Origin of the sequence: Pseudonocardia sp. D17 (genome assembly GCF_036984265.1) — a bacterium.
In the GTDB taxonomy this organism is placed as follows: Bacteria; Actinomycetota; Actinomycetes; order Mycobacteriales; family Pseudonocardiaceae; genus Pseudonocardia; species Pseudonocardia benzenivorans.
The window spans coordinates 1-19,536 of sequence record NZ_BPRG01000072.1 but is presented as its reverse complement, the minus strand read 5'-3'; the positions used below and the strand labels follow the sequence as shown (position 1 = coordinate 19,536).

Below are 19,536 nucleotides of genomic sequence, written 5' to 3'. Positions count from 1 at the left end.
CCCGCCAACTCAACCCACCGACCGCAGCCTGACGATCTTGAGGTTGACACAGAGGGTGTCATCGCAGCCCCAGTCCCCGCGCGACGATGCCGCGCAACACCTCGTTGGTCCCCCCGCGCAGCGTGAAGCCGGGGGCGTGCAGCACCGCGTCGGCCAGCAGCCTCGCGAACCCGCTGTCCGCGCCGGGATCGGGTGGCACCGTCACCAGCAGCCGGGCCGCGTCGATGATCTCGTTCTCGAACCGCGTCCCGAGGTCCTTGACCACGGCCGCCGCCAGCTCCGGGGCCTGCCCCGACGCGAGCGACCCCGCGACGGCCAGCGACATCCGGCGCAGCGACCACAGCCGCGCGACGAGCGAGCCCAGCTCGCGGCGTCCCGCGACCCCGAGGTCGGCACCCGCCAGCTCGCCGACGAGCGCCTGCAGCAGCGGGAACGTCGAGAGGAACCGCTCGGGGCCCGACCGCTCGAACGCGAGCTCGCCGGTGACCTGCGCCCAGCCCGCGCCGACCTCCCCCAGCACCATCTCGTCGGGCACGAAGACCTCGTCGAACACCACCTCGTTGAAGTGGTGGGCGCCGGTGAGCAGCGGGATGGGCCGCACGGTGACGCCGGGGGCGTGCAGGTCGACGATCAGCTGCGAGAGCCCCGCGTGCCGCTTGCCCTCCTCCGGCGGCGAGGTCCGGACCAGTGCGAAGAACGCGTGTGCGCGATGCCCGCCGGAGGTCCACACCTTGGTTCCCGACAGCGACCAGCCGCCGTCGACCTTGGTCGCCCGGCTGCGCACCGACGCGAGGTCGGACCCCGAGTCGGGCTCGGACATGCCGATGCCGAAGTACACCTCGCCGGCCGCGATGCCGGGCAGGAACCGCCGGCGCTGTTCCTCGGTGCCGAAGCGCAGCAGCGACGGACCGATCTGGCGGTCCGCGACCCAGTGCGCCGCAACGGGTGCGCCCGCCGCGAGCAGCTCCTCGGTCACGACGTAGCGGTCGAGCGGGGACGCGCCGTGCCCGCCGTACGCGGTGGGGATCGTCATCCCCAGCCAGCCTCGCGCGGCCAGCCGCCGGGAGAAGTCCTCGTCCCAGCCGGAGAGCCACACGTCCGATCTCGGCGTCCAGGCGCCCGCGGCGCGCTCGGCGGCCAGGAACTCCCGCACCTGCGCGCGCAGCGCGTCGGTGCGTGCGGGGAGCTCGGCCGCGGGCGGCACCATTGCCGGCAACCGCGTCAGGGTCTGCGTCACAGGGCCCATGGTGTCCGAGTCCGCCCGGTTCGGCAGAGGGGCGGTGGGTGTGACGTCCGCCGCTGCTCAGCGCGCGTCCTGCGCGGGCCCCGGGCCGATGGCAGCATCGCGGCCATGACTGATCCGAATCGTGAACAGTCCGTCGTCGACTCCGTGCCCCACCAGCTGCTCATCGACGGCAGCTGGCGCCCTGCGGGATCCGGCGCGACAACCGTCGTCGAGGACCCGGCGACGGAGAAGGCGCTGTGCGAGGTCGCCGACGCCGGTCGCGACGACGGCCTCGCCGCGCTCGCCGCCGCCGACCGGGCGCAGCCGGCGTTCGCCGCGATGGCCCCGCGCGAGCGGTCCGACATCCTGCGCCGCGCCTACGAGGCGGTGCTGGCCCGCGTCGAGGACCTGGCGCTGCTGATGACCCTCGAGATGGGCAAGCCGCTCGCCGAGGCCCGCGGCGAGGTCACCTACGCCGCCGAGTTCCTGCGCTGGTTCTCCGAGGAGGCCGTGCGCGTCGACGGCGGCTTCGCCGTGTCCCCCGACGGCCGCAACCGGTTCCTGGTGATGCGCCAGGCCGTCGGGGTCAGCGTGTTCGTCACGCCGTGGAACTTTCCGCTCGCCATGGGTACCCGCAAGATCGCCCCCGCGATCGCGGCCGGGTGCGCGATGGTCGTCAAGCCCGCCCCGCAGACACCGCTGTCGATGCTGGCGCTCGCGCAGATCCTGCAGGAGGTCGGGCTCCCCGACGGCGTGCTCAACGTCGTCACCACGACCGACGCCGCCGACGTCGTCGAACCGGTCCTGCGCGACGGGCGGGCCCGCAAGCTGTCGTTCACCGGGTCGACCGCGGTCGGCCGGCTGCTGCTGGAGCAGGCCTCGTCGAAGGTGCTGCGCACGTCGATGGAGCTCGGTGGCAACGCCGCGTTCCTCGTGTTCGACGACGCCGACGTCGACCGCGCGGTCGAGGGTGCGATGCAGGCGAAGATGCGCAACATGGGCGAGGCCTGCACGGCGGCCAACCGCTTCCTCGTGCAGCGCGGCATCGCCGACGAGTTCTCCCGGCGGCTGGCCGACCGGATGGGCGCGCTCACCGTCGGCCGCGGCACCGAGGACGGGGTGCAGGTCGGGCCGATGATCGACGGCAAGGGCCGCGACAAGATCGTCGACCTGGTCGGCGACGCGGTGGCGCACGGCGCGGAGGTCGTCCTCGGCGGGGAGCGCGCCGACGGCCCCGGCTACTTCTACCGCCCGACCGTGCTCACCGGGGTGCCCGCGCACTCGCGGCTCAACAGCGAGGAGATCTTCGGACCCGTCGCCCCGATCACCGTGTTCGACGACGAGGCGCAGGCCCTCGCCGACGCCAACGCCACCGACTTCGGCCTGGTCGACTACGTGTTCACCCAGGACCTCGACCGGGCGCTGCGGGTGTCCGAGCGGCTCGAGGCCGGCATGGTCGGGCTCAACACCGGCCTCGTCTCCAATCCGGCGGCGCCGTTCGGCGGCATCAAGCAGTCCGGGCTCGGGCGCGAGGGCGGCACCGTGGGCATCGACGAGTTCCTGGAGACGAAGTACGTGGCCATCGCGACCGCCTGACCCGCGCGCCCACGTCCTGCACATCCGCGGTTGTCGCACATCGTCGCTTTTCGCACATGACTGGCGACAAGGCCGCGGTTCGTGCTTCGCTGTCCATCGCGACGGATTCGTCCGTCCGCCCAGGACCGTTGCACGCGTGAGGAGACCGGGTGAGCAGGCACGTCGCCATGCACATGAGCGACGGGATCGTGAACGCCCCGACGTCACTGCTGTTCGGGGCCGTCGCGATCCTGTTCGTCGGCTGGGCCGCGGTGCGGGCCCGGGCCGACCTCGACGACCGCACCGCGCCGATGGCCGGGCTCGTCACGGCGTTCGTCTTCGCCGTCCAGATGATCAACTTCCCGATCCTGCCCGGGGCGAGCGGGCACCTGCTCGGCGGCGCGCTCGTCGCGATCCTGGTCGGGCCGTGGGTCGGGACGCTGTGCATCACGATCGTGCTGGTCGTGCAGTCGCTGCTGTTCGCCGACGGCGGGCTCACCGCGCTGGGCACCAACGTCGTCAACATGGCGGTGATCGGCGTGTTCGCGGGCTGGGGCGTCGCCGTCGCGCTGCGCCGGTTCGCCGTGCGCAGCCGCGGTGGGCTGCTCGCGACGGCGTTCGTCGCCGCGTTCGCGGGCACCGTCCTCGCCTCGCTCGGGTTCGTCGCCCAGTACGCGCTCGGCGGCGCCGCGGGCGCCACGACGGGGACCGTGTTCGCGCTCATGGTCGGCCTGCACGCGCTCATCGGGATCGGCGAGGGAGTGATCACCGCCGTCACCGTCGGGGCCGTCGCCGCCGTCCGGCCCGACCTCGTCCACCTGCTGCGCACGGCGCCCCGGCCGGCCGCGGTGACGCAGCCGGCCGGCCGCGGCGACGGGAGCGGCGCATGAGCCGCCCCAGCACCGCCGGCCGCCGCCGTTCGCGCTTCCTCGTCGCGTTCCTGCTCGTCGCGCTCGTCGTCGCGGGCGGGCTGTCCTACCTCGCCAGCTCCGCCCCCGACGGGCTCGACACGGTCACCCTGCACGGCTGCGAGGTCACCGAGACCCCGGCCGGGGAGCAGCTCGACGGCACCTGCGTCGCCCAGCACGCCACCGACCACCCACTCGGCTCCGGCCCGCTGGCCGACTACACGGTCGGCGGCGGGGCGGGCTCGGTCGGGATCGCGGGGATCGTGGGCGTGCTGGTCACGGTGCTCGTCGCCGGTGGTCTGTTCCGGCTGCTGCGCCGGCGCCGCGGCCCGTCCGACTGATGGGCGCCGGCCACTCCCACCCGCTGTACCTGCCCGGCACCTCGGTCGTGCACCGGCTGCCGGCCCAGGTGAAGATCGTCGCGGCGTTCCTGACGGTGCTCTGCGTCGTCGCGACCCCGCGGGAGGCGTTCCCCGCCTTCGCCGGCTACCTGCTGCTGCTCGTCGCGGTGTGGGTGGCCGCCCGTATCCCGCCGGGCTGGCTGGCGCGACGGGCCCTGATCGAGGCGCCGTTCGTCGTGCTCGCGGTGCTGCTGCCGTTCACCGGACCCGACCCGCGCATCGAGTGGGCGGGCCTGTCGCTCTCGCACGCCGGGTTGCTCGGCGCCTGGAACATCCTCGCCAAGGGGACCCTCGGTGTCCTCACCTCGCTCACCCTCGCCGCCACGACGCCGATGCGGGACCTGCTGCTCGGCCTGCAGCGGCTGCGGGCGCCCGCGCTGGTCGTCACGATCGCGACGCTGATGCTGCGCTACGCCGACGTCATCGCCGCCGAGGCACGCCGGATGCGGGTGGCGCGCATCGCCCGCGGCCACGACCCACGGTTCCTGTGGCAGGCGGGCGCCACCGCCCGCGGGATCGGCAGCCTGTTCGTCCGGTCCTACGAACGCGGCGAGCGCGTGCACCTCGCGATGCTCGCCCGAGGCTGGACGGGGACCCTGCCGGCCGCGGGTGCCGCCGCCGCGGCGCGGGTCGACTGGGCCCGCGGCCTGGCGGTCCCGGTCGTCGCCGCGGCCGTCGCCGTGACCGCGCTGGTGACGACGTGACCGCGTCGCTCGAGGTCACCGGCCTCGACTTCGCCTACCCCGACGGGACCCCGGCGCTGCGCGGTGTCGACCTGCGCATCGACCCCGGCGAACGCGTCGCCCTCCTCGGGCCCAACGGCGCCGGCAAGACGACGTTCGTGCTGCAGCTCAACGGGATCCTGACCCCGACGGCCGGGACCGTCGCCGTCGGGGGGCTGCCGGTGCGCAAGCCGAACCTGCAGGAGATCCGCAGGCGCGTCGGGATCGTCTTCCAGGACCCCGACGACCAGCTGTTCATGCCGACCGTCCGCGAGGACGTCGCGTTCGGCCCCGCGAACTTCGGGGTGACCGGCGCCGAGCTCACCGCACGGGTGGACGCGGCGCTGGCCGAGGTCGGCATGGCCGGCCACGCCGACCGCTCGCCGCTGCACCTGTCGGGCGGGCAGCGCCGACGCGTCGCCCTCGCGACCGTGCTGGCCTGCGACCCGGAGATCCTGGTGCTCGACGAGCCCTCGTCGAACCTGGACCCGGTGGCGCGCAGGGAACTGGCCGAGACCTTGTTGCGCCTGGACCGGACCCTGCTGATGGTCACCCACGACCTGCCCTACGCGCTGCAGCTGTGCCCGCGCAGCGTCGTCGTCGACGACGGGCGCGTCGTGGCCGACGGCCCGACGCGCGACCTGCTCGCCGACGCCGACCTGCTGCGCGCGCACCGCCTCGAGCTGCCGTTCGGGTTCGCGCTCGCCTGACCCGCGAGGCCGGGGTCAGCGCGCGGGCGGCGGCGCCGGGTAGCCGGGCGGGGGCTGCTGGCCGCCGTCGTCGCCCTGCTCGCGGCCCGGCTCGGCCGGGCGGACCACCGGGGAGCCGCCGGGCGGGGTCGGCACCGAGCTCTCCCCGTTGTCGGGCCACTCCTGCGCACGCTGCTCGTGGCGCGGCTGCGGCGACGGCCGGCCCTGCGGCGCCTCGGCACCCTGCTGCGGCGGCCGGGGACCGGGCGGGGGCGACGGCGGCAGCTGGGGCTGGGCGGCGGCGATGGCCGGCGGCTCCGCGCCCAGCGGCGGGATCTCCTGGCGCGCCTGGGCCTCCGCGTTGGCCACGACGGCGGCGATCTCCGGGCTGGTGCGGGTGTCGAACCAGCCCTCCAGGCCGGGGTCGTCGTCCTCCGGGCGGTTCGTCGGGGCCGACCCGTCGTCGGGGCTGGGCTGGTAACGGAACACCCCGTCCTCGCCCGGCGCGCCGAGCATGCGCGTGAAGCCCTCCAGTGCCTTGCCGAAGTCGCTGGGCACCAGCCACACCTTGTTGGCGTCGCCCTGGGCCATCTGCGGCAGCGTCTGCAGGTACTGGTAGGCCAGCAGCTCCGGCGTCGGCTTGCCCGCCTTGATCGCCGCGAACACCTTCTCGATGGCCTTGGCCTGGCCCTGCGCCTGCAGGTAGCGCGCGGCCCGGTCACCCTGCGCGCGCAGGATGCGCGACTGCCGGTCGGCCTCCGCGTTGAGGATCGCCGCCTGCTTGGCACCCTCGGCGGTGAGGATCTGCGACTGCTTCTGGCCCTCGGCCGACCGGATCGCCGACTCCCGCTCCCCCTCCGCCGTGAGGATCATGGCCCGCTTCTCGCGGTCGGCCTTCATCTGCCGCTCCATCGACTCCTGGATCGACGGCGGCGGGTCGATGGCCTTGATCTCCACGCGCGCGACGCGGATGCCCCACCGGCCGGTCGCCTCGTCGAGCTCACCCCGCAGCTGGGTGTTGATCTGGTCGCGGGAGGTCAGCGTCTCCTCCAACGTCATGCCGCCGACCACGTTGCGCAGCGTCGTCGTGGTGATCTGCTCGACCCCGACGATGTAGTCGGAGATCTCGTAGACCGCCGAGCGCGGGTCGGTGACCTGGAAGTACACGACCGTGTCGATGTTGACCGTCAGGTTGTCCTGGGTGATCACCGGCTGCGGCGGGAACGAGACGACCTGCTCGCGCAGGTCGATGCGCTCGCGGATGCGGTCGACGAAGGGCACCAGGAACGTCAGCCCCGGGGGCTGGGTGGCCTTGTAGCGGCCGAGCCGCTCGATGACGGCGGCGGTGGCCTGCGGGATGATCTGCACGGCCCTGATCAGTGTCACCGCCACCAGCACCACGATCACCAGTACGACGACGAGCGTCACCGTGCCATCCACCCCGATCCCTCCCTGCCCACGGTCACCAGCGACCTTGAAGGGCCGCACCGTATCGCCCGGCGCTCAGTCGTCGGCGAGCACCATCGCGGTCGCGCCGGAGATCTCGATGATCCGCACGCGCGCACCGGCTTCGATCGTCTGCTCGTGGTCGTAGGCCTGCGCCGACCAGACGTCGCCGCCGATCTTCACGCGGCCACCGGTGTGATCGCCCCGGACCGCCGCCACGACGGTGCCGTGCCGGCCCACGAGCGCCTCGGTGTTCGTCGCGTGGTGCTCGATCGCCCGGTCCAGCCGGCGCCGCAGCGCCGGGCGCACCGCGAAGATCAGCAGCACCGACACGGCCGCGAACACCAACGTCGCCGGCAGCACCGACAGACCGAGCAGCGAGCCGAGCGCGGCCGCCAGCGCGCCGGTGCCGAGCATCAGCAGGAAGAACTCGCCGCTGAGCACCTCCGCCGCGATCAGCGCGACTCCGGCGATCAGCCAGATCAGTGCGCCCACGACACCGATCCTGCCAGAGATCAGTCGGCGACCGTGACGAAATCGATCAAATGCTCCACGGCGCCGATCAGGTCGGGCTCCAGGTCCCGGAAGCTGCGCACGGCCCCGAGCACCCGCCGCGCGCCGTCGGCGGGCTCACCCCAGCCCAGCGCGGCGCACACACCGGTCTTCCAGTCCACGCCGCGCGGCACCACCGGCCACTCCCGGATGCCGACCACCGACGGCTTCACCGCCTGCCACACGTCCACGAACGGGTGCCCGGTGACCAGCACGTCGGGTCCCGCGACCGCCTGTGCCGCCCGCGTCTCCTTCGACCCGGCGACCAGGTGGTCGACCAGGACGCCGAGCCGCCGGTGCGGGGCGGGCCCGAAGTCCGCGACCGCCGCGGCGAGGTCGTCCATGCCGTGCATCGGCTCGACGACGATGCCCTCGACCCGCAGGTCGTGGCCCCACACCGTCTCCAGCAGGGTGGCGTCGTGGATGCCCTCGACCCAGATGCGCGACGCGCGGGCGGTGCGCGCCTTCAGGTTCGCGACGGCCACCGACCCCGACGCCGACCGCCCGGGCCCCCTCGGGGCCGCCTTCGGCACCACCAGGGTCGCGGGCGCACCCTCGAACAGGAACGCCGCCGGCCGCAGCGGGAACACCCGGCGCCTGCCGTGCCGGTCCTCCAGCGTCACCTCACGGACGTCGACCTTCACGACGGCGCCGCAGAACCCGCTGCCCGGGTCCTCGACGACCAGCCCGGGCTCGGCCGGCACCTCCGGCACCCGACGGCGCACCGTGGCGCGGGTCCCGTCGCTGCCGAAGGCGCCGCGGTAGTCCTGTGAACGCAGGGGCACGTCGAGGTTGTACCCCGCGTCCGCCGCCGCCGCGGGGTCCGACACGCCGGGGCCGGGACGGCCGCGCGGGTCGACCGGCCGTGACCGGCGGGAACCGTCCGGTCACCCCGGGTGGTCACCGTTCACCCACCCGGCAGTCATGTCGTCGCCCGTCCGCGTTGGTTAGCCTAAGTCCCGTGTCCCGCGCTTCCGCGACCCTGACGGTGTGGGCATCGGCCTGGCTGGCCGGTGCCGCGGCCCCCGACGACGTGCTCGACGCGTTGGCGCCCTGGGCCGACGCGCACGACGTCCTCGCCGCCGACGACGCCGCGGCCGCCGCCACGGACCTGCCCGGTCCCGGCTCCCCCGCCACGTCGGTGACCTTCCTGCTCGCCGCCCTGCGCCGCGCCGCCCCCCGCGGCCAGGCCCGCGTCGTGCTGCCCGTCGCCGGCGACATCCGCGGCCTGCCCGGCCCCGGCGGCTTCTCCGACGCGGCGCTCGCCGCGGGCGAGGGCGTGCTGTTCCCCGACGCCGGGTTCGGCGCGGTCCCGTCCGTGGTCGCCGACGGGGTGCTGCGCTGGACGGTGCACGCGGTGCCCGACCCCGTCCCGCCCGCCGAGCACGTGCCGCTCAACCACGCCGAGTTCGACCTGCGCGACCAGGTGCGGCGGTCCGCGTCCGTGCTGACCTCGCTGGGCGTCGCGCGGCACCGGCCCGGGGTGCGGGAGGAGATCGCCGCCGCGCTGCGGTCCCGGCCCCGCTCGCTGTGGCCCGACGGGATGCCCGGACAGTCGCTGCGGGTGCTGCAGCACGCCGACGAGGTCGACGCGATCCTCGCCGCGGCGTCGGTCGACGAGCCGGGCGGCGCGCTGTCGGCGTCGGCCGCGGGTGCCCGCCGGGACGCGTTGCGCCCCATCGAGGCCGCGGTCCGGGTGGCCCGGCGCGCGGCCGTCGCCGAAGCGGTGCGGGTGCTGGCCACCAGCCCGGCGGTCTGAGGCTCACCAGCCCGCGAGATCGAGGACCTGGAAGGCCAGCCGCGCGGAGAGCAGCACGTCGAGGTCGGCCGGGTCGGTGCCGGTGAGCTCGCGGACGCGGCCCAACCGGTAGCGGACGGTGTTCTCGTGGACGTCGAGCGTCCTCGCCGTGGCCTGCACCTTGCCCTCGGCCGCCACGAACGCCCGCCACGTCGTCAGCAGCGGTCCGTCGCCCGCCTCGTGGGCGCGCACGGGCGCGACCAGGTCGTGGGCGAACCGCAGGGCCTCCTTCACCTGCCCGCTGTTCATCACGACCCGGAACAGACCCAGCTCGTCGACGGTGCGCACGCCCTCGCGCCACCCGAACGACGCGGCGAGCTCCTCGACCTCGCGCAGCTCGCGGTGCGCCCGCGGGAAGTCCGCCGCCGCCCTGCAGACCCGCGACACGACGGCGGTCCGCACGTCGAGCTGCGGGCCCAGCGACGCGACGACCTCCGCGACGTGGTCGCGCAGCTCGGCCGGCCCGCCGGCCCGCCCCCCGAGCCGCACGAGCACGACCACCGCTCCGGGCAGCCCGACCGCGGGCGGCTCGGCCCCGCCGAGCACCGCGGCGAAGCGTCGCACCACCAGCCCTCGTCCCGCCGACGCGCTCAGCTGCGAGACACCCCCGCCCACGGCGAGCCGGACGATCACGTGCGGCTCGGACAGGTCGATGCCGAACTGCGGGCCGCGGCGCAGCAGCTGCGCCTCGTCGCGCGTGCTGCGCAGCAGGTCGGACAGGAAGTCGTCGCGGGCCTGGCCCTCCGCCTCGATCTGGCGCCGCTCGGAGAGGATCTGCAGGGCCAGCACCGTCGCGCCGCTCTCGGCCAGCTTGGCGTCCAGGTCACTGAGACCACGGCCGACCTCGACGACGGCCAGATAGCCGCCCGGCCGGCCCTCGATCGTCAACCGGGTCAGCTGGTGGCGGCGGCCGAACCCGACGGCCGGCAACATCGGCACGACCGTCGACGGGCGGCTCGCCGACAGTGCGGTCAGCGCCGTGCGCACCGCCGGGTGTTCGCGCGTGCGGCGGTCGAGCACGGGCGGCTCGGTCATCCGCAGCGCCGTCGGCGCCGCCCACGCCAGCACGCCGAACGCGTCGTCGTAGAGCACCACCGGTTTGGCGGCCAGCTCGCTGAGCATGGTGACGACGGCGCCGATGTCCGCGCCCTCGAGGACGGCATCGGTGAGCTTGTGGTGGACCGTCGCCAGGTAGCCGAGGACGTTCTTCTGCCGCACCACCTCGGCGGCCTTGGCGGCGAGCCGGCTGTTGAGCACCGCCTGCCGGATGAAGATCGCGGCGAGCCGGCCGAACAGCTCGGCCAGCCCGACGTCGTCGTCGGAGTAGGTGTGCTCCTCCTCGACGTTGTCGACGAAGATCAGCCCGATGACGTCGCCGTCGAACACCAGCGGGACGCCGAGCATCGCGCGCACCCGCCAGTGCTCCATCGTGCGCCGGTGGGGGCGCGGGTCGGCGGGCACGTCGCTGATCAGCACCGGGCGCCGGGTCGCGATGACCTCCTGGCTGAACGCGTCACCGGCGATGCCGGCCTCCTGGGCCTGCACGGCCGCGGAGATGTCGCCCTCGATCTCGCAGTGGCCGGCCGCGCCGGTGAACCGGTCGCCCCGGCGCAGGTAGACCGAGCAGCGGTGCACGGCCAGCAACCGGCACAGCTGCCGGCCGATGAGCTGCAGCAGGTCCTCCAGCCCGGGCGCGGTGATCGCCTCGGTGGTGATCTCCGCGAACGCGGCGATCACCTCGCGTTCCCGGCTGCGCGTGCCTGCCGATGCCACCCCCGACGGATGTGCCACCGAGCTCGTCACGCGCTCCACCTCCGACGTCCGGGGACCGGCCGCGATCCAGTCTGCCTGCGGCGCCGCCGGGACGGAAACGCCGTGCCGCGCCCGTCCCGGCGACCGCGCGCCGCTCAGACCGTGGCGCCGGTGCGCGCCTTCATCTTCTGCAGCTGCGGCACGACCTTCTCGCCGAACAGCTTCATGCTCGCGTGCACCTTGTCGTAGGGCAGCCCGGCGTAGGAGAAGGCGAGGTTGGCCATGAAGTCGCCCATGGCGTCGCGACGCTCCTCGTACTTGCCGATGATCTGCTCGGGCGTGCCGTAGACGTTGGCGTCGACGTAGGCGTTGGCCGCCACCTCCATCCCGGCCTCGCGGATCATGTCCGCGCCGACCTGGTAGGTCTCGTAGCCCTTGGTCTCGCGCCAGTGCTTGCCCGCGAAGTCGTAGTGCTTGATCACCGACAGGAAGTACTTGGAGATGTACTCCGTCGCGACCGCCTTGGCCTCGTCCGGGTCCTCGTGGCAGTAGGTGAAGTCCTGCAGCAGCGGCGGGCCGGGCTCGGTGCCGTGCTTGGCGCGGTGCAGCTCACGCCACCGGTTGACGGCCTCGGCATGGGTCGCGGTGTCGTACTGCATGAACGTCATGAGCTGGGCGCCGAGGTCGGCCACGACGGGGATCGAGTCCGGGGACATCGCGACCCCGAACAGCCGCCCGTCCCAGCTGCGGTCGGGGCTCGGCGCCGGCCGCACGTTCACCCGGGCCTGCTTGTAGATGGGCCCGTCGTTCTCGACGTGCCCGTTGCGCAGCCCCCGGATGATGACGTCGGCGGCCTCGTTGAACCGAGGGCGGGCCTCGTCCATCGGCGTGTTGAAGCCCTCGTACTCCATCTTCGCCAGGCCGCGGCCCATCCCGAGCAGTACGCGGCCGCCGGAGAGGTGGTCGAGCATGACGGTCTTCTCGACGACCCGCAGCGGGTCGTTCCAGGGCAGGATGACCGCCCCGGTCCCCAGTTTCACCCGGGACGTCCGCGCCGCCAGGTAGGTCATGATCTGCAGGTTGTCCGGGCACATCGAGTAGTCGTCGAAGTGGTGCTCGGCCGACCACACCGAGTCGAACCCGTACTGCTCGGCGAGCACGCCGAGCTCCATGTCGCTGGTGAAGACCTCCTCGTCGCTCATGTCCTCGAACCAGTTCTGGAACACGAGCAGCACACCGACGTCCATGACTCTCCTTTGCTGGGGTGACAGTTCTTCGTTGACGTGTCGTGGACCGGCGTCAGCGGGCGAGTCCGCCGAACGAGGCCAGCAGGCCGCCGTCGACCGGGACGACGGCGCCGGTCATGTAGGTCGCCCCGGCCACGGCGACGACCACATCGGCGATCTCCTCGGGATCGCCGACCCGCCCCGCGGGGATGGCCGCGAGGATCCGTTCGCGGGCCGGTCCGCTCAGCCCCGCCGTCATGTCGGTCTCCACGAAACCCGGTACGACGAGGTTGACCCGCACCTGCGCGGGCGCCAGCTCGACCGCGAGCACCTGGGTCAGGCCGCTGAGCCCGGCCTTCGCCGCGCCGTAGGCGGCGTCGCCGGGGAAGCCGCGGAACCCGACGACGGCGCCGACGTTGACGATCGCCGCTCCCGGCGACAGCCGCCCCACCACGGCGCGGCAGATCTCGAAGGCCCCGGTCAGGTTGGTGGCCACGACCTCGTCCCACGCCTCCCGGCTGAGGCTGGAGACCCGCCCGCCGCGGTGCGCGCCCGCGCAGTTCACCACCACGTCGGGGCCGCCCAGCTCGTCGGCGACGCGGGCGACCGCCGCGGCCACGTCCTCGCTGCTGGTGACGTCGCACGGGATCTCCCGGACGAGGTCGGGCACCGCGTACGGGGTGGTCGCGGGTCCGCGGGCCAGCACGGCGACATGCCCGCCGGCCTTCGCGACCTTGTCGACGACGGCCTTGCCGATACCGCGGGACCCGCCCGTGACGAGCCAGGTCATCGCTTGAGGTGACCGAGGAGCTCGACCAGGTAGCGGTCGCGCTCCTCGAGGAACGGCGCGTGCCCGCTCGCGTCGAACGCGACCAGCCGGGCGTCGGGGATCAACGCCGCGGCGGCCTCGGCGCCGTCGAACGGGACGAACGCGTCCTGGCGGCCGTGCAGCAGCAGCACCGGAACGGCCAGCCCGCGCAGCAGGTCGCGCTGGTCGGTCGAGGCGAGGTCGCGCAGCGAGTCGTCGACCCGCGGCCCGGCCGCCATGAACATGGCCCACATCCAGTTGTTCACGTCGTCGCCGACCGGGACGGCGCAGACCGCCTGGGTGACCCCGCGGAACGTCGACGCGCGGTCCGCCGCGGCCGCCCCCAGCACGCCCTCCACGTCGTCGGTGGTCCCGCCGTGGGGCCAGTCCGGCGCCGCGGTGTAGCGCGGGGTGGCGCCGCCGGTGAGGACCAGCCCGCCGGCGGCGTCGCCGAGCCGCGCGACGGCGGCCGCCGCGACGGCACCGCCGAGGGACCAGCCGTTGACCACCGGGTGGTCCAGCCCCAGGTGCTCGCACACGGCGACGACGTCACCTGCCATCGCGTCGATCGACACGTCGGCGAAGTCGAGGTCGGAGCGGCCGCAGCAGCGCAGGTCGAGCACGACGACCTCGTGCCCCGCGCTGCGCAGCGCCGGCGCGACGGTGTCCCAGCAGCGCCCGTTGACCGCCCAGCCGTGCACGAGCACGACGGGGGTGCCGGTGCCGGGATGGTGCTCGAAGTAGATCCGGTGGGATCCCTCGACGTCGAGATGGGCCATGGTCAGCTCCTCACTGGACGGGTGACGGGGGTCGCTCGGGGGCCGCGGCGCCGAACCGGCTCCGCAGCGCCCGCTTGTCGATCTTGCCGACGCTCGTGCGCGGCAGCGCGGCGACGAACTCGACGCGCTCGGGCAGCCACCAGCGCGGCACCTGCTCCGCCAGGTGGGCCCGCAGCTCCTCCCCGGTCGGGGCGGTGTCCGCCGCGGCGACGACGACGGCCAGCGGCCGTTCCTGCCAGCGCTCGTGGGGTACCGCGACGACGGCGGCCTCGCGGACCCCGGGGTGGGTGAGCACCGCCTGCTCGAGCGCGGCCGAACTGATCCACTCGCCGCCGCTCTTGATCAGGTCCTTGGCCCGGTCGACGATCCGCAGGTAGCCGTCGGGATCGATGGTCGCGACGTCCCCGGTCCGCAGCCAGCCGTCGACGAACGACTCGGGTCGCTCGTCGCGGTAGTAGCGGTCGGCCACCCACGGCCCGCGCAGCAGCAGCTCGCCGGTGGCGACGCCGTCGTGCGGGACGTCGCGCAGGTCCCCGGTCGGCAGGGCGTCGGGGTCGACGAGCCGCCACTGCAGACCCGGCAGCAGCCGGCCCTGGGTGCGCACGGCGGCCCGGCGGGCGGCGGGATCGGCCTCGGCCGCCGGGGTCGGCCGGGCGAACGTGCCCATCGGCGAGATCTCGGTCATCCCCCAGCCCTGGAACGTCGGCACCCCCAGCTCGTCGAGCGCGCGCAGCAGCTCGTCGGACGGCGGGGAGCCGCCGAGCACGAGCGCGCGCAGGCCGTGCAGGTCGGTGCCGGTGGCCCGGGCGTGCGCGACCAGGTCGACCGCGACGGTCGGCACCATCCCGGTGTAGGTCACCCGCTCGCCCGTGATCGCCGCGGCGAGGTCGGCCACCGACGGGTGCGGGCCGGGCAGCACCTGGGTCGCGCCCGCCATCAGCGCCGCGAACGGGATGCCCCACGCGTTGGCGTGGAACATCGGCACGACGTGCAGCACGGTGTCGCGCTCGCTGATCGCGTGCCCGTCGGCCAGGCACGCCGCGAACGTGTGCAGGAACAGCGCGCGGTGGCTGTAGCCGACCCCCTTCGGGGTGCCCGTCGTGCCGGAGGTGTAGCAGAGCGCGGCGAGGTCGTCCTCGGCGACAGGCGGTGGCCCGGTGACCGGCTCCCCGCCGGCCACCAGATCCTCGTAGGCCAGCGTGCCGGGTCCGGCGTCGCTGTCGGTGACGACGACACGCATCTCCGGCCGCGCCCGCCGGGCCCGCTCGACCTGCGGGAGCAGCGACGTGTCGACGACCAGCACGGTGTCCTCGGCGTGCCCGACGACATGGCCGATCTCGTCGGGACCGAGCCGGAGGTTGACGGTGTGCAGCACACCACCGGCCAACGGCACCGCCGAGTACAGCTCCAGGTGCCGGTGGTGGTTCCAGCAGCACGTCGCGACCCGGTCCCCCGGCCGCACGCCCAGCTCCACCAGCGCTCCGGCCAGCCGCCGGACCCGGCGGGCGTGGTCGCGGTAGGTGCTGCGGTGCACCTCCCGCCCGCCGTCGTACCCGACGACCTCGGTGCCACCGAACATCTGCTCCGCCCGGTCGAGGAAACCGGTGATCAGCAGCGGGTGCCGCGTCATCGGGGCCCTCACCCGCTCATCATTGCTCGCCCGCTCACCGGATCGCGGGCTCGCGGGCCGCGGCCAGCCGCTCCCGGACCTGCGGGACGACCTTCTCGGCCAGCAGCTCGATCCGGGCGTTGCCGCTCTCCACGCTCTCCCCCGGCAGCTGGGCCCAGAAGTGCACGTCGTCGATCTCGGGACGGTCGAGCAGCATCCGGGTCAGCTCGTCGACCGCGGTGGCCGGGTCCCACAGCGTGTAGGCGCCCGCGGCGACGATCTGGTCCGCGTCGGCGAACGTCGGGACCTGCTCGGGCGGGCCGAACGCACCCCAGCCGATGTACTCGTTGAGCTGGTAGAGGGCGTGCTGCCCGATGCGGGCCCACTCGCGCTCCGGGTCGTCGGCGATGACGGCCCACTGGCCGGCCATGATCCGGCCACGCTCGACGGGGGTGTCGTGCCGGGCCAGCGCGTCGACGTAGCTCTGGTGGTGATGGTTCTGGGTGCTGAGGAACCCGTCGCCCAGGCGCGCGGCGCGGTCGATCGCCACATCGGCCATCGCGCCGATGAGCAGCCGCGGGGTCTGCTCCGGCACCGGGGTCACCGGCACGCCGGGGAAGCTGAAGCGGCGGCCCTCGAACGGCTCGTCCGAACCCGACCACGCGCGCCGGATGAGTGCGATGCCCTCCTCGAACAGGCTCGGCCGGTGCCGCAGGTCGCGGCCGAACGCGGCGAACTCCCGCCCCCAGTAGCCGAGCCCGACGCCCAGGTCGAACCGGCCACCGGTGAGCAACGAGACCGTGGCGGCGTCCTCGGCCACCCGGACGGGGTCGTGCAGCGGCAGCACGATCAGGTTGGTCCCGATCCGCATCGTCGACGTCCGTTCACCGACGGCGCCGGCCAGGGTGAACGGCGACGGCGTGTAGCCGTCGTCGCAGAAGTGGTGCTCGGTCAGCCAGACCGAGTCCAGCCCGAGCCGCTCGGCCCAGGCGATCTGGTCCAGCGACTCGCGGTAGACCGAGCTGAACGGACGCCGCCAGGCGGCGGGATTGCGGAAGTCGTACCAGAGGCCGAAGTTGCAGCCGTCTCTCACGGGGGGCTCCCTCGTCGGTGCGCGTCGTCGCGCAGCGGATCGAGTCGGTGACGCGCCGAGCATGGTCGACGGGCGACGCCCGTCACAGTGCCGTGTCGTCGGGGTGTTGTGGCTCTCCACAAACGCGCGAGGCGGCCGCTCACCGACGCCCGACGGCCAGTCCGGCACACGCCATCGCCTCGTCGAGCAGCGCGGGCACGTCGTGCTCCAGCGCGGCGGCGTACGGGGTGTCGAGCACGCCCGACCGGTACTGCGCGTAGGCGCCCTCGACGATCGCGGCGAGCTTGTAGAGCGCCAGCGCCCGGTAGTAGGCGAGGTCGCCGACGGGCCGGCCCGTCGCACGCTCGTAACGGTCGAGCAGATGCTCGCGCGGCGGTGCTCCGGGCAGCCGCGACACGCCCTGCACCGCGGGCATCGCGACCGTCGCGCACGGCCGGTCACCCCAGAACGCGAGCAACAGCCCCACGTCCAGCAACGGGTCGCCGACGGTCGCCAGCTCCCAGTCGATCACGGCCCGCAACCGCGGCGCGGCCGCGGCGAACAGGCAGTTGTCCAGGTGGAAGTCCCCGTGCAGCAACCCGGTCGGCGAGGCGTCGGGCAGCCGATCGGTCAACCATCGGGCCAACGGCCCCATCGCCGGCAACGGTCGGCACGCGGTCTGCTCCCACTGCGCGTACCAGCGGCCCGGCTGGCGGCGCAGGAAACCGTCGGGCCTGCCGAATCCGGTCAGCCCGACCGCGGCCGGGTCGACGCGGTGCAGGGCGGCGAGGGCGTCGACGAGGTCGTCGGCGGCGGCGGTCAGCGCGCCCGGATGCGCCGCCCAGCCCGGCGGGACGGTGTCGGTGACCGACAGCGCGTCCCCGACGTGCTCCATGACCAGGAACGGGGCGCTCGCCACGGCCGGGTCCTCGCACAACGCGATCGGTCGCGGGACCGGGACCGCCGTCCCGTGCAGGGCCGTGAGCAGCCGGAACTCGCGCGCGACGCCGTGTGCCGACGACGACACGGCCGCCCGCGGCGGGCGCCGCAGGACGTAGCGCCGCCCGTCGCCGTCGCGCAGCAGGTGCGTCTCGTTGGAGTTCCCGCCGGCCAGCGGCGCGGTCCGCCACGGCCCCTGGGCCCCGACGTGCCGGTCGAGCCAGCGCGCCAGCGGCGCCGCGACGTCGGCCACCGCGCCACCGCGCTCGCGCGGTGTCGGCGTCGTGCTCGCGGGCCCGCGCAGTGGAGACCGGCCGCTCACTGGACCGCCTGGGCGTCGAACCGCTCGCGGAAGGTCTCCAGCGCCGCGGCCCGGCGCGTCGGGATGTGCTCGGTGGGCGGCAGCGTCGGCCGGTAGTTCCGCAGCAGCCTGCGCGCCACCGTCACCCGGTGCACCTCGTCGGGGCCGTCGTAGATCCGGGCCGCGCGGGCCCACCGGTACATCTGCTCGAGTGGCATGTCGGTGGAGAACCCCAGCGACCCGTGGACCTGGATGGCGCGGTCGATGACGTCGTGCAGCACCGCCGCCCCGTAGTACTTGATCATGGCGATCTCGGTGCGCGCCGCCGAGGCGCCGACCTGGTCGATCGTCCACGCGGCCTTGAGGGTGAGCAGCCGCGCGGCCTCGATCGCGGCGGCGCTGTCGGCCACCCAGTTCTGCACGGTCTGCTTGTCGGCCAGCGGACCGCCGTGGACGTCGACGCTGACCGCGCGCTCGCAGAGCATGTCGAACGCGCGGCGGCACACCCCGATCCAGCGCATGCAGTGGTGGATGCGCCCGGGGCCCAGCCGCTTCTGCGCCAACGTGAACGCCTCGCCGCGGCCACCCAGCAGGTTCTCGGCCGGCACCCGCACGTCGTGGTAGCCGACCTCGGCGTGCGACCACACCGGCATGTCGTGGTTCGGGTCGTTCATCAGGCCGAGCTCGCGGACCTCGATCCCGGGCGCAGTCGTCGGCACGATGATCATCGACATCCGGTGGTAGGGGTCGGCGTCGGGATCGGTCACCGCCATGACGATGTGGAAGTCGCTGCGCCCGGCGTTGCCGACGCACCATTTGCGGCCCTCGATCACCCACTCGCCGCCCTCCTCACCGCCCTCCAGCCGCGCCGACGTCGTGAGCTGGCGCGGGTCGGACCCGGTGCCCTGCTCGGTCATCGCGAACGCGCTGAGCAGCTCGCCGTCGAGCAGCGGGCGCATCCACCGCTCGCGCTGCGCGGGCGTGCCGGCGACGGCGATCAGCTCGGCGTTTCCCGAGTCGGGGGCCTGGCAGCCGAAGACGAACGGGGCCAGCTCACTGGTCCCCAGTACCTCGTGCAGCAGGCCGAGCTTGAGCTGCCCGTAACCCTGCCCGCCGAGCTCGGGATCGAGGTGCGCGGCCCACAGACCGTTGGCCTTGACCTGCTCCTGCAGCGGCGCGGCGACGCGACGGAACCCTTCGTGGTCGAGGTCGAGCACCTCCAGCGGGTAGATCTCGTCACGGACGAACTCCCGGGCCCAGGTCAGCTTCTCCTCGAAGCCGGGATCCGTGGCGAAGTCCCACGCCATCGATGTCTCCTTCCGTCGCGGCGGAGCCGGGCGGCCCCGCGGCGACGGTAGGGACGCGGCCGCGGCCGGGGCGACGGCCCGACCGGCGACCGGTTGGAGGTCACTCCAAGGACTCGGCCGCCGCGCGGCCGCCGCCCAGGGTGGCGACGAGCAGTGCACGCAGGTCGTCGGGCAGGGCGCGCTCCCGCGCCAGTGCCAGCTCGGCGCGCAGCTCGTCACGTTCCCGGCGCAGCGCGTCGCGCTCCGCGGCCACGTGCACGGACCCCTTCTGGGCGGCCCGCAGCTCGTCGAGCTCGCGGCGGGCCGCGTCGCGCTCGGCGCGCAGCCGGGCCGCGTCGGCCGCGGCGTCGGCGTACCGCGCCGCGGCGTCGGCAACCGCGGCGGCGCGCGCGTCCCGCTCCCGGGCCAGCTCTGCGGCCGCCGCCGC

General features: G+C 74.2%; 19 protein-coding genes. 6 read left to right on the top strand and 13 right to left on the bottom strand.

Going from position 1 to position 19,536, the window contains the following annotated elements:
• Positions 1–58 precede the first annotated feature (58 nt).
• Positions 59–1,246 (bottom strand): acyl-CoA dehydrogenase family protein, encoded by a 1,188-nt coding sequence (locus tag PSD17_RS13755; RefSeq protein ID WP_013675459.1) that lies wholly within the window; start codon positions 1,244–1,246, stop codon positions 59–61.
• A 105-nt stretch (positions 1,247–1,351) separates the two neighbouring features.
• Here PSD17_RS13755 and PSD17_RS13750 point away from each other — a divergent pair, with 105 nt between their 5' ends.
• From PSD17_RS13750 to PSD17_RS13730, 5 genes are all read left to right on the top strand, one after another.
• A complete protein-coding gene (locus PSD17_RS13750) occupies positions 1,352–2,821 on the top strand; it encodes an NAD-dependent succinate-semialdehyde dehydrogenase (RefSeq protein WP_013675460.1) in 1,470 nt (489 codons plus the stop codon).
• A 149-nt stretch (positions 2,822–2,970) separates the two neighbouring features.
• Positions 2,971–3,690: an energy-coupling factor ABC transporter permease gene (locus tag PSD17_RS13745; RefSeq protein WP_013675461.1), complete on the top strand. Its 720-nt coding sequence runs from the start codon at positions 2,971–2,973 to the stop codon at positions 3,688–3,690.
• Positions 3,687–4,049, top strand: a complete 363-nt coding sequence (locus PSD17_RS13740) for a PDGLE domain-containing protein (protein ID WP_339122836.1) — start codon at positions 3,687–3,689, stop codon at positions 4,047–4,049. Before PSD17_RS13745 ends, PSD17_RS13740 begins: the two co-directional genes overlap by 4 nt.
• The gene (gene cbiQ / locus PSD17_RS13735; RefSeq protein ID WP_013675463.1) at positions 4,049–4,813 is read left to right on the top strand and encodes a cobalt ECF transporter T component CbiQ; all 765 of its coding nucleotides are present in this window, start codon (positions 4,049–4,051) and stop codon (positions 4,811–4,813) included. Before PSD17_RS13740 ends, cbiQ begins: the two co-directional genes overlap by 1 nt.
• Positions 4,810–5,541, top strand: coding sequence for an energy-coupling factor ABC transporter ATP-binding protein (locus PSD17_RS13730; RefSeq protein ID WP_013675464.1), 732 nt, complete (start codon positions 4,810–4,812; stop codon positions 5,539–5,541). Before cbiQ ends, PSD17_RS13730 begins: the two co-directional genes overlap by 4 nt.
• A gap of 15 nt (positions 5,542–5,556) precedes the next feature.
• Here the strand turns inward: PSD17_RS13730 and PSD17_RS13725 are convergent, their stop codons facing one another.
• The 3 genes from PSD17_RS13725 to PSD17_RS13715 all read right to left on the bottom strand — a co-directional run bounded on the left by PSD17_RS13725 (position 5,557) and on the right by PSD17_RS13715 (position 8,297).
• Positions 5,557–6,960 (bottom strand): SPFH domain-containing protein, encoded by a 1,404-nt coding sequence (locus PSD17_RS13725; RefSeq protein ID WP_013675465.1) that lies wholly within the window; start codon positions 6,958–6,960, stop codon positions 5,557–5,559.
• A gap of 63 nt (positions 6,961–7,023) precedes the next feature.
• A complete protein-coding gene (locus tag PSD17_RS13720) occupies positions 7,024–7,461 on the bottom strand; it encodes an NfeD family protein (RefSeq protein ID WP_013675466.1) in 438 nt (145 codons plus the stop codon).
• A gap of 20 nt (positions 7,462–7,481) precedes the next feature.
• Positions 7,482–8,297 (bottom strand): DUF3097 domain-containing protein, encoded by an 816-nt coding sequence (locus PSD17_RS13715; protein WP_049803697.1) that lies wholly within the window; start codon positions 8,295–8,297, stop codon positions 7,482–7,484.
• A 182-nt stretch (positions 8,298–8,479) separates the two neighbouring features.
• Here PSD17_RS13715 and PSD17_RS13710 point away from each other — a divergent pair, with 182 nt between their 5' ends.
• Positions 8,480–9,277 (top strand): hypothetical protein, encoded by a 798-nt coding sequence (locus PSD17_RS13710; RefSeq protein WP_013675468.1) that lies wholly within the window; start codon positions 8,480–8,482, stop codon positions 9,275–9,277.
• A 3-nt stretch (positions 9,278–9,280) separates the two neighbouring features.
• Here PSD17_RS13710 and PSD17_RS13705 read toward each other — a convergent pair whose 3' ends face one another.
• The 9 genes from PSD17_RS13705 to PSD17_RS13665 all read right to left on the bottom strand — a co-directional run.
• Positions 9,281–11,119 carry a helix-turn-helix domain-containing protein gene (locus tag PSD17_RS13705; protein ID WP_339122835.1) on the bottom strand — a complete coding sequence of 613 codons (1,839 nt, stop codon included), beginning with the start codon at positions 11,117–11,119 and terminating at the stop codon, positions 9,281–9,283.
• A 104-nt stretch (positions 11,120–11,223) separates the two neighbouring features.
• The gene (locus PSD17_RS13700) at positions 11,224–12,315 is read right to left on the bottom strand and encodes an LLM class flavin-dependent oxidoreductase (protein WP_013675470.1); all 1,092 of its coding nucleotides are present in this window, start codon (positions 12,313–12,315) and stop codon (positions 11,224–11,226) included.
• Between the two features lie 52 nt (positions 12,316–12,367).
• The gene (locus tag PSD17_RS13695; protein ID WP_013675471.1) at positions 12,368–13,084 is read right to left on the bottom strand and encodes an SDR family NAD(P)-dependent oxidoreductase; all 717 of its coding nucleotides are present in this window, start codon (positions 13,082–13,084) and stop codon (positions 12,368–12,370) included.
• The gene (locus tag PSD17_RS13690) at positions 13,081–13,881 is read right to left on the bottom strand and encodes an alpha/beta fold hydrolase (protein WP_103381578.1); all 801 of its coding nucleotides are present in this window, start codon (positions 13,879–13,881) and stop codon (positions 13,081–13,083) included. The genes PSD17_RS13695 and PSD17_RS13690 overlap by 4 nt, the downstream gene beginning before the upstream one ends.
• 10 nt (positions 13,882–13,891) lie before the next feature.
• Entirely contained in the window at positions 13,892–15,511 is a 1,620-nt protein-coding gene (locus tag PSD17_RS13685) for a long-chain fatty acid--CoA ligase (RefSeq protein WP_339122834.1), read from the bottom strand.
• 34 nt (positions 15,512–15,545) lie between these two features.
• Positions 15,546–16,583 carry an LLM class flavin-dependent oxidoreductase gene (locus PSD17_RS13680; protein ID WP_013675474.1) on the bottom strand — a complete coding sequence of 346 codons (1,038 nt, stop codon included), beginning with the start codon at positions 16,581–16,583 and terminating at the stop codon, positions 15,546–15,548.
• 139 nt (positions 16,584–16,722) lie between these two features.
• Positions 16,723–17,754, bottom strand: coding sequence for a phosphotransferase family protein (locus tag PSD17_RS13675; RefSeq protein ID WP_339122833.1), 1,032 nt, complete (start codon positions 17,752–17,754; stop codon positions 16,723–16,725).
• Between the two features lie 65 nt (positions 17,755–17,819).
• The gene (locus tag PSD17_RS13670; protein ID WP_013675476.1) at positions 17,820–19,109 is read right to left on the bottom strand and encodes an acyl-CoA dehydrogenase family protein; all 1,290 of its coding nucleotides are present in this window, start codon (positions 19,107–19,109) and stop codon (positions 17,820–17,822) included.
• Positions 19,110–19,209: 100 nt separating this feature from the next.
• On the bottom strand, positions 19,210–19,536 hold a 327-nt coding region (locus tag PSD17_RS13665; RefSeq protein ID WP_445261012.1), incomplete at its 5' end, for a hypothetical protein.

What these genes read in the sequence shown, in the direction of transcription:
- PSD17_RS13685 (WP_339122834.1), bottom strand. Translation starts at nt 15,511, where the DNA reads ATGACGCGGCACCCGCTGCTGATCACCGGTTTCCTCGACCGGGCGGAG.
- PSD17_RS13700 (WP_013675470.1), bottom strand. Translation starts at nt 12,315, where the DNA reads ATGGACGTCGGTGTGCTGCTCGTGTTCCAGAACTGGTTCGAGGACATG.
- PSD17_RS13690 (WP_103381578.1), bottom strand. Translation starts at nt 13,881, where the DNA reads ATGGCCCATCTCGACGTCGAGGGATCCCACCGGATCTACTTCGAGCAC.
- cbiQ (WP_013675463.1), top strand. Translation starts at nt 4,049, where the DNA reads ATGGGCGCCGGCCACTCCCACCCGCTGTACCTGCCCGGCACCTCGGTC.
- PSD17_RS13670 (WP_013675476.1), bottom strand. Translation starts at nt 19,109, where the DNA reads ATGGCGTGGGACTTCGCCACGGATCCCGGCTTCGAGGAGAAGCTGACC.
- PSD17_RS13740 (WP_339122836.1), top strand. Translation starts at nt 3,687, where the DNA reads ATGAGCCGCCCCAGCACCGCCGGCCGCCGCCGTTCGCGCTTCCTCGTC.
- PSD17_RS13755 (WP_013675459.1), bottom strand. Translation starts at nt 1,246, where the DNA reads ATGGGCCCTGTGACGCAGACCCTGACGCGGTTGCCGGCAATGGTGCCG.
- PSD17_RS13695 (WP_013675471.1), bottom strand. Translation starts at nt 13,084, where the DNA reads ATGACCTGGCTCGTCACGGGCGGGTCCCGCGGTATCGGCAAGGCCGTC.
- PSD17_RS13750 (WP_013675460.1), top strand. Translation starts at nt 1,352, where the DNA reads ATGACTGATCCGAATCGTGAACAGTCCGTCGTCGACTCCGTGCCCCAC.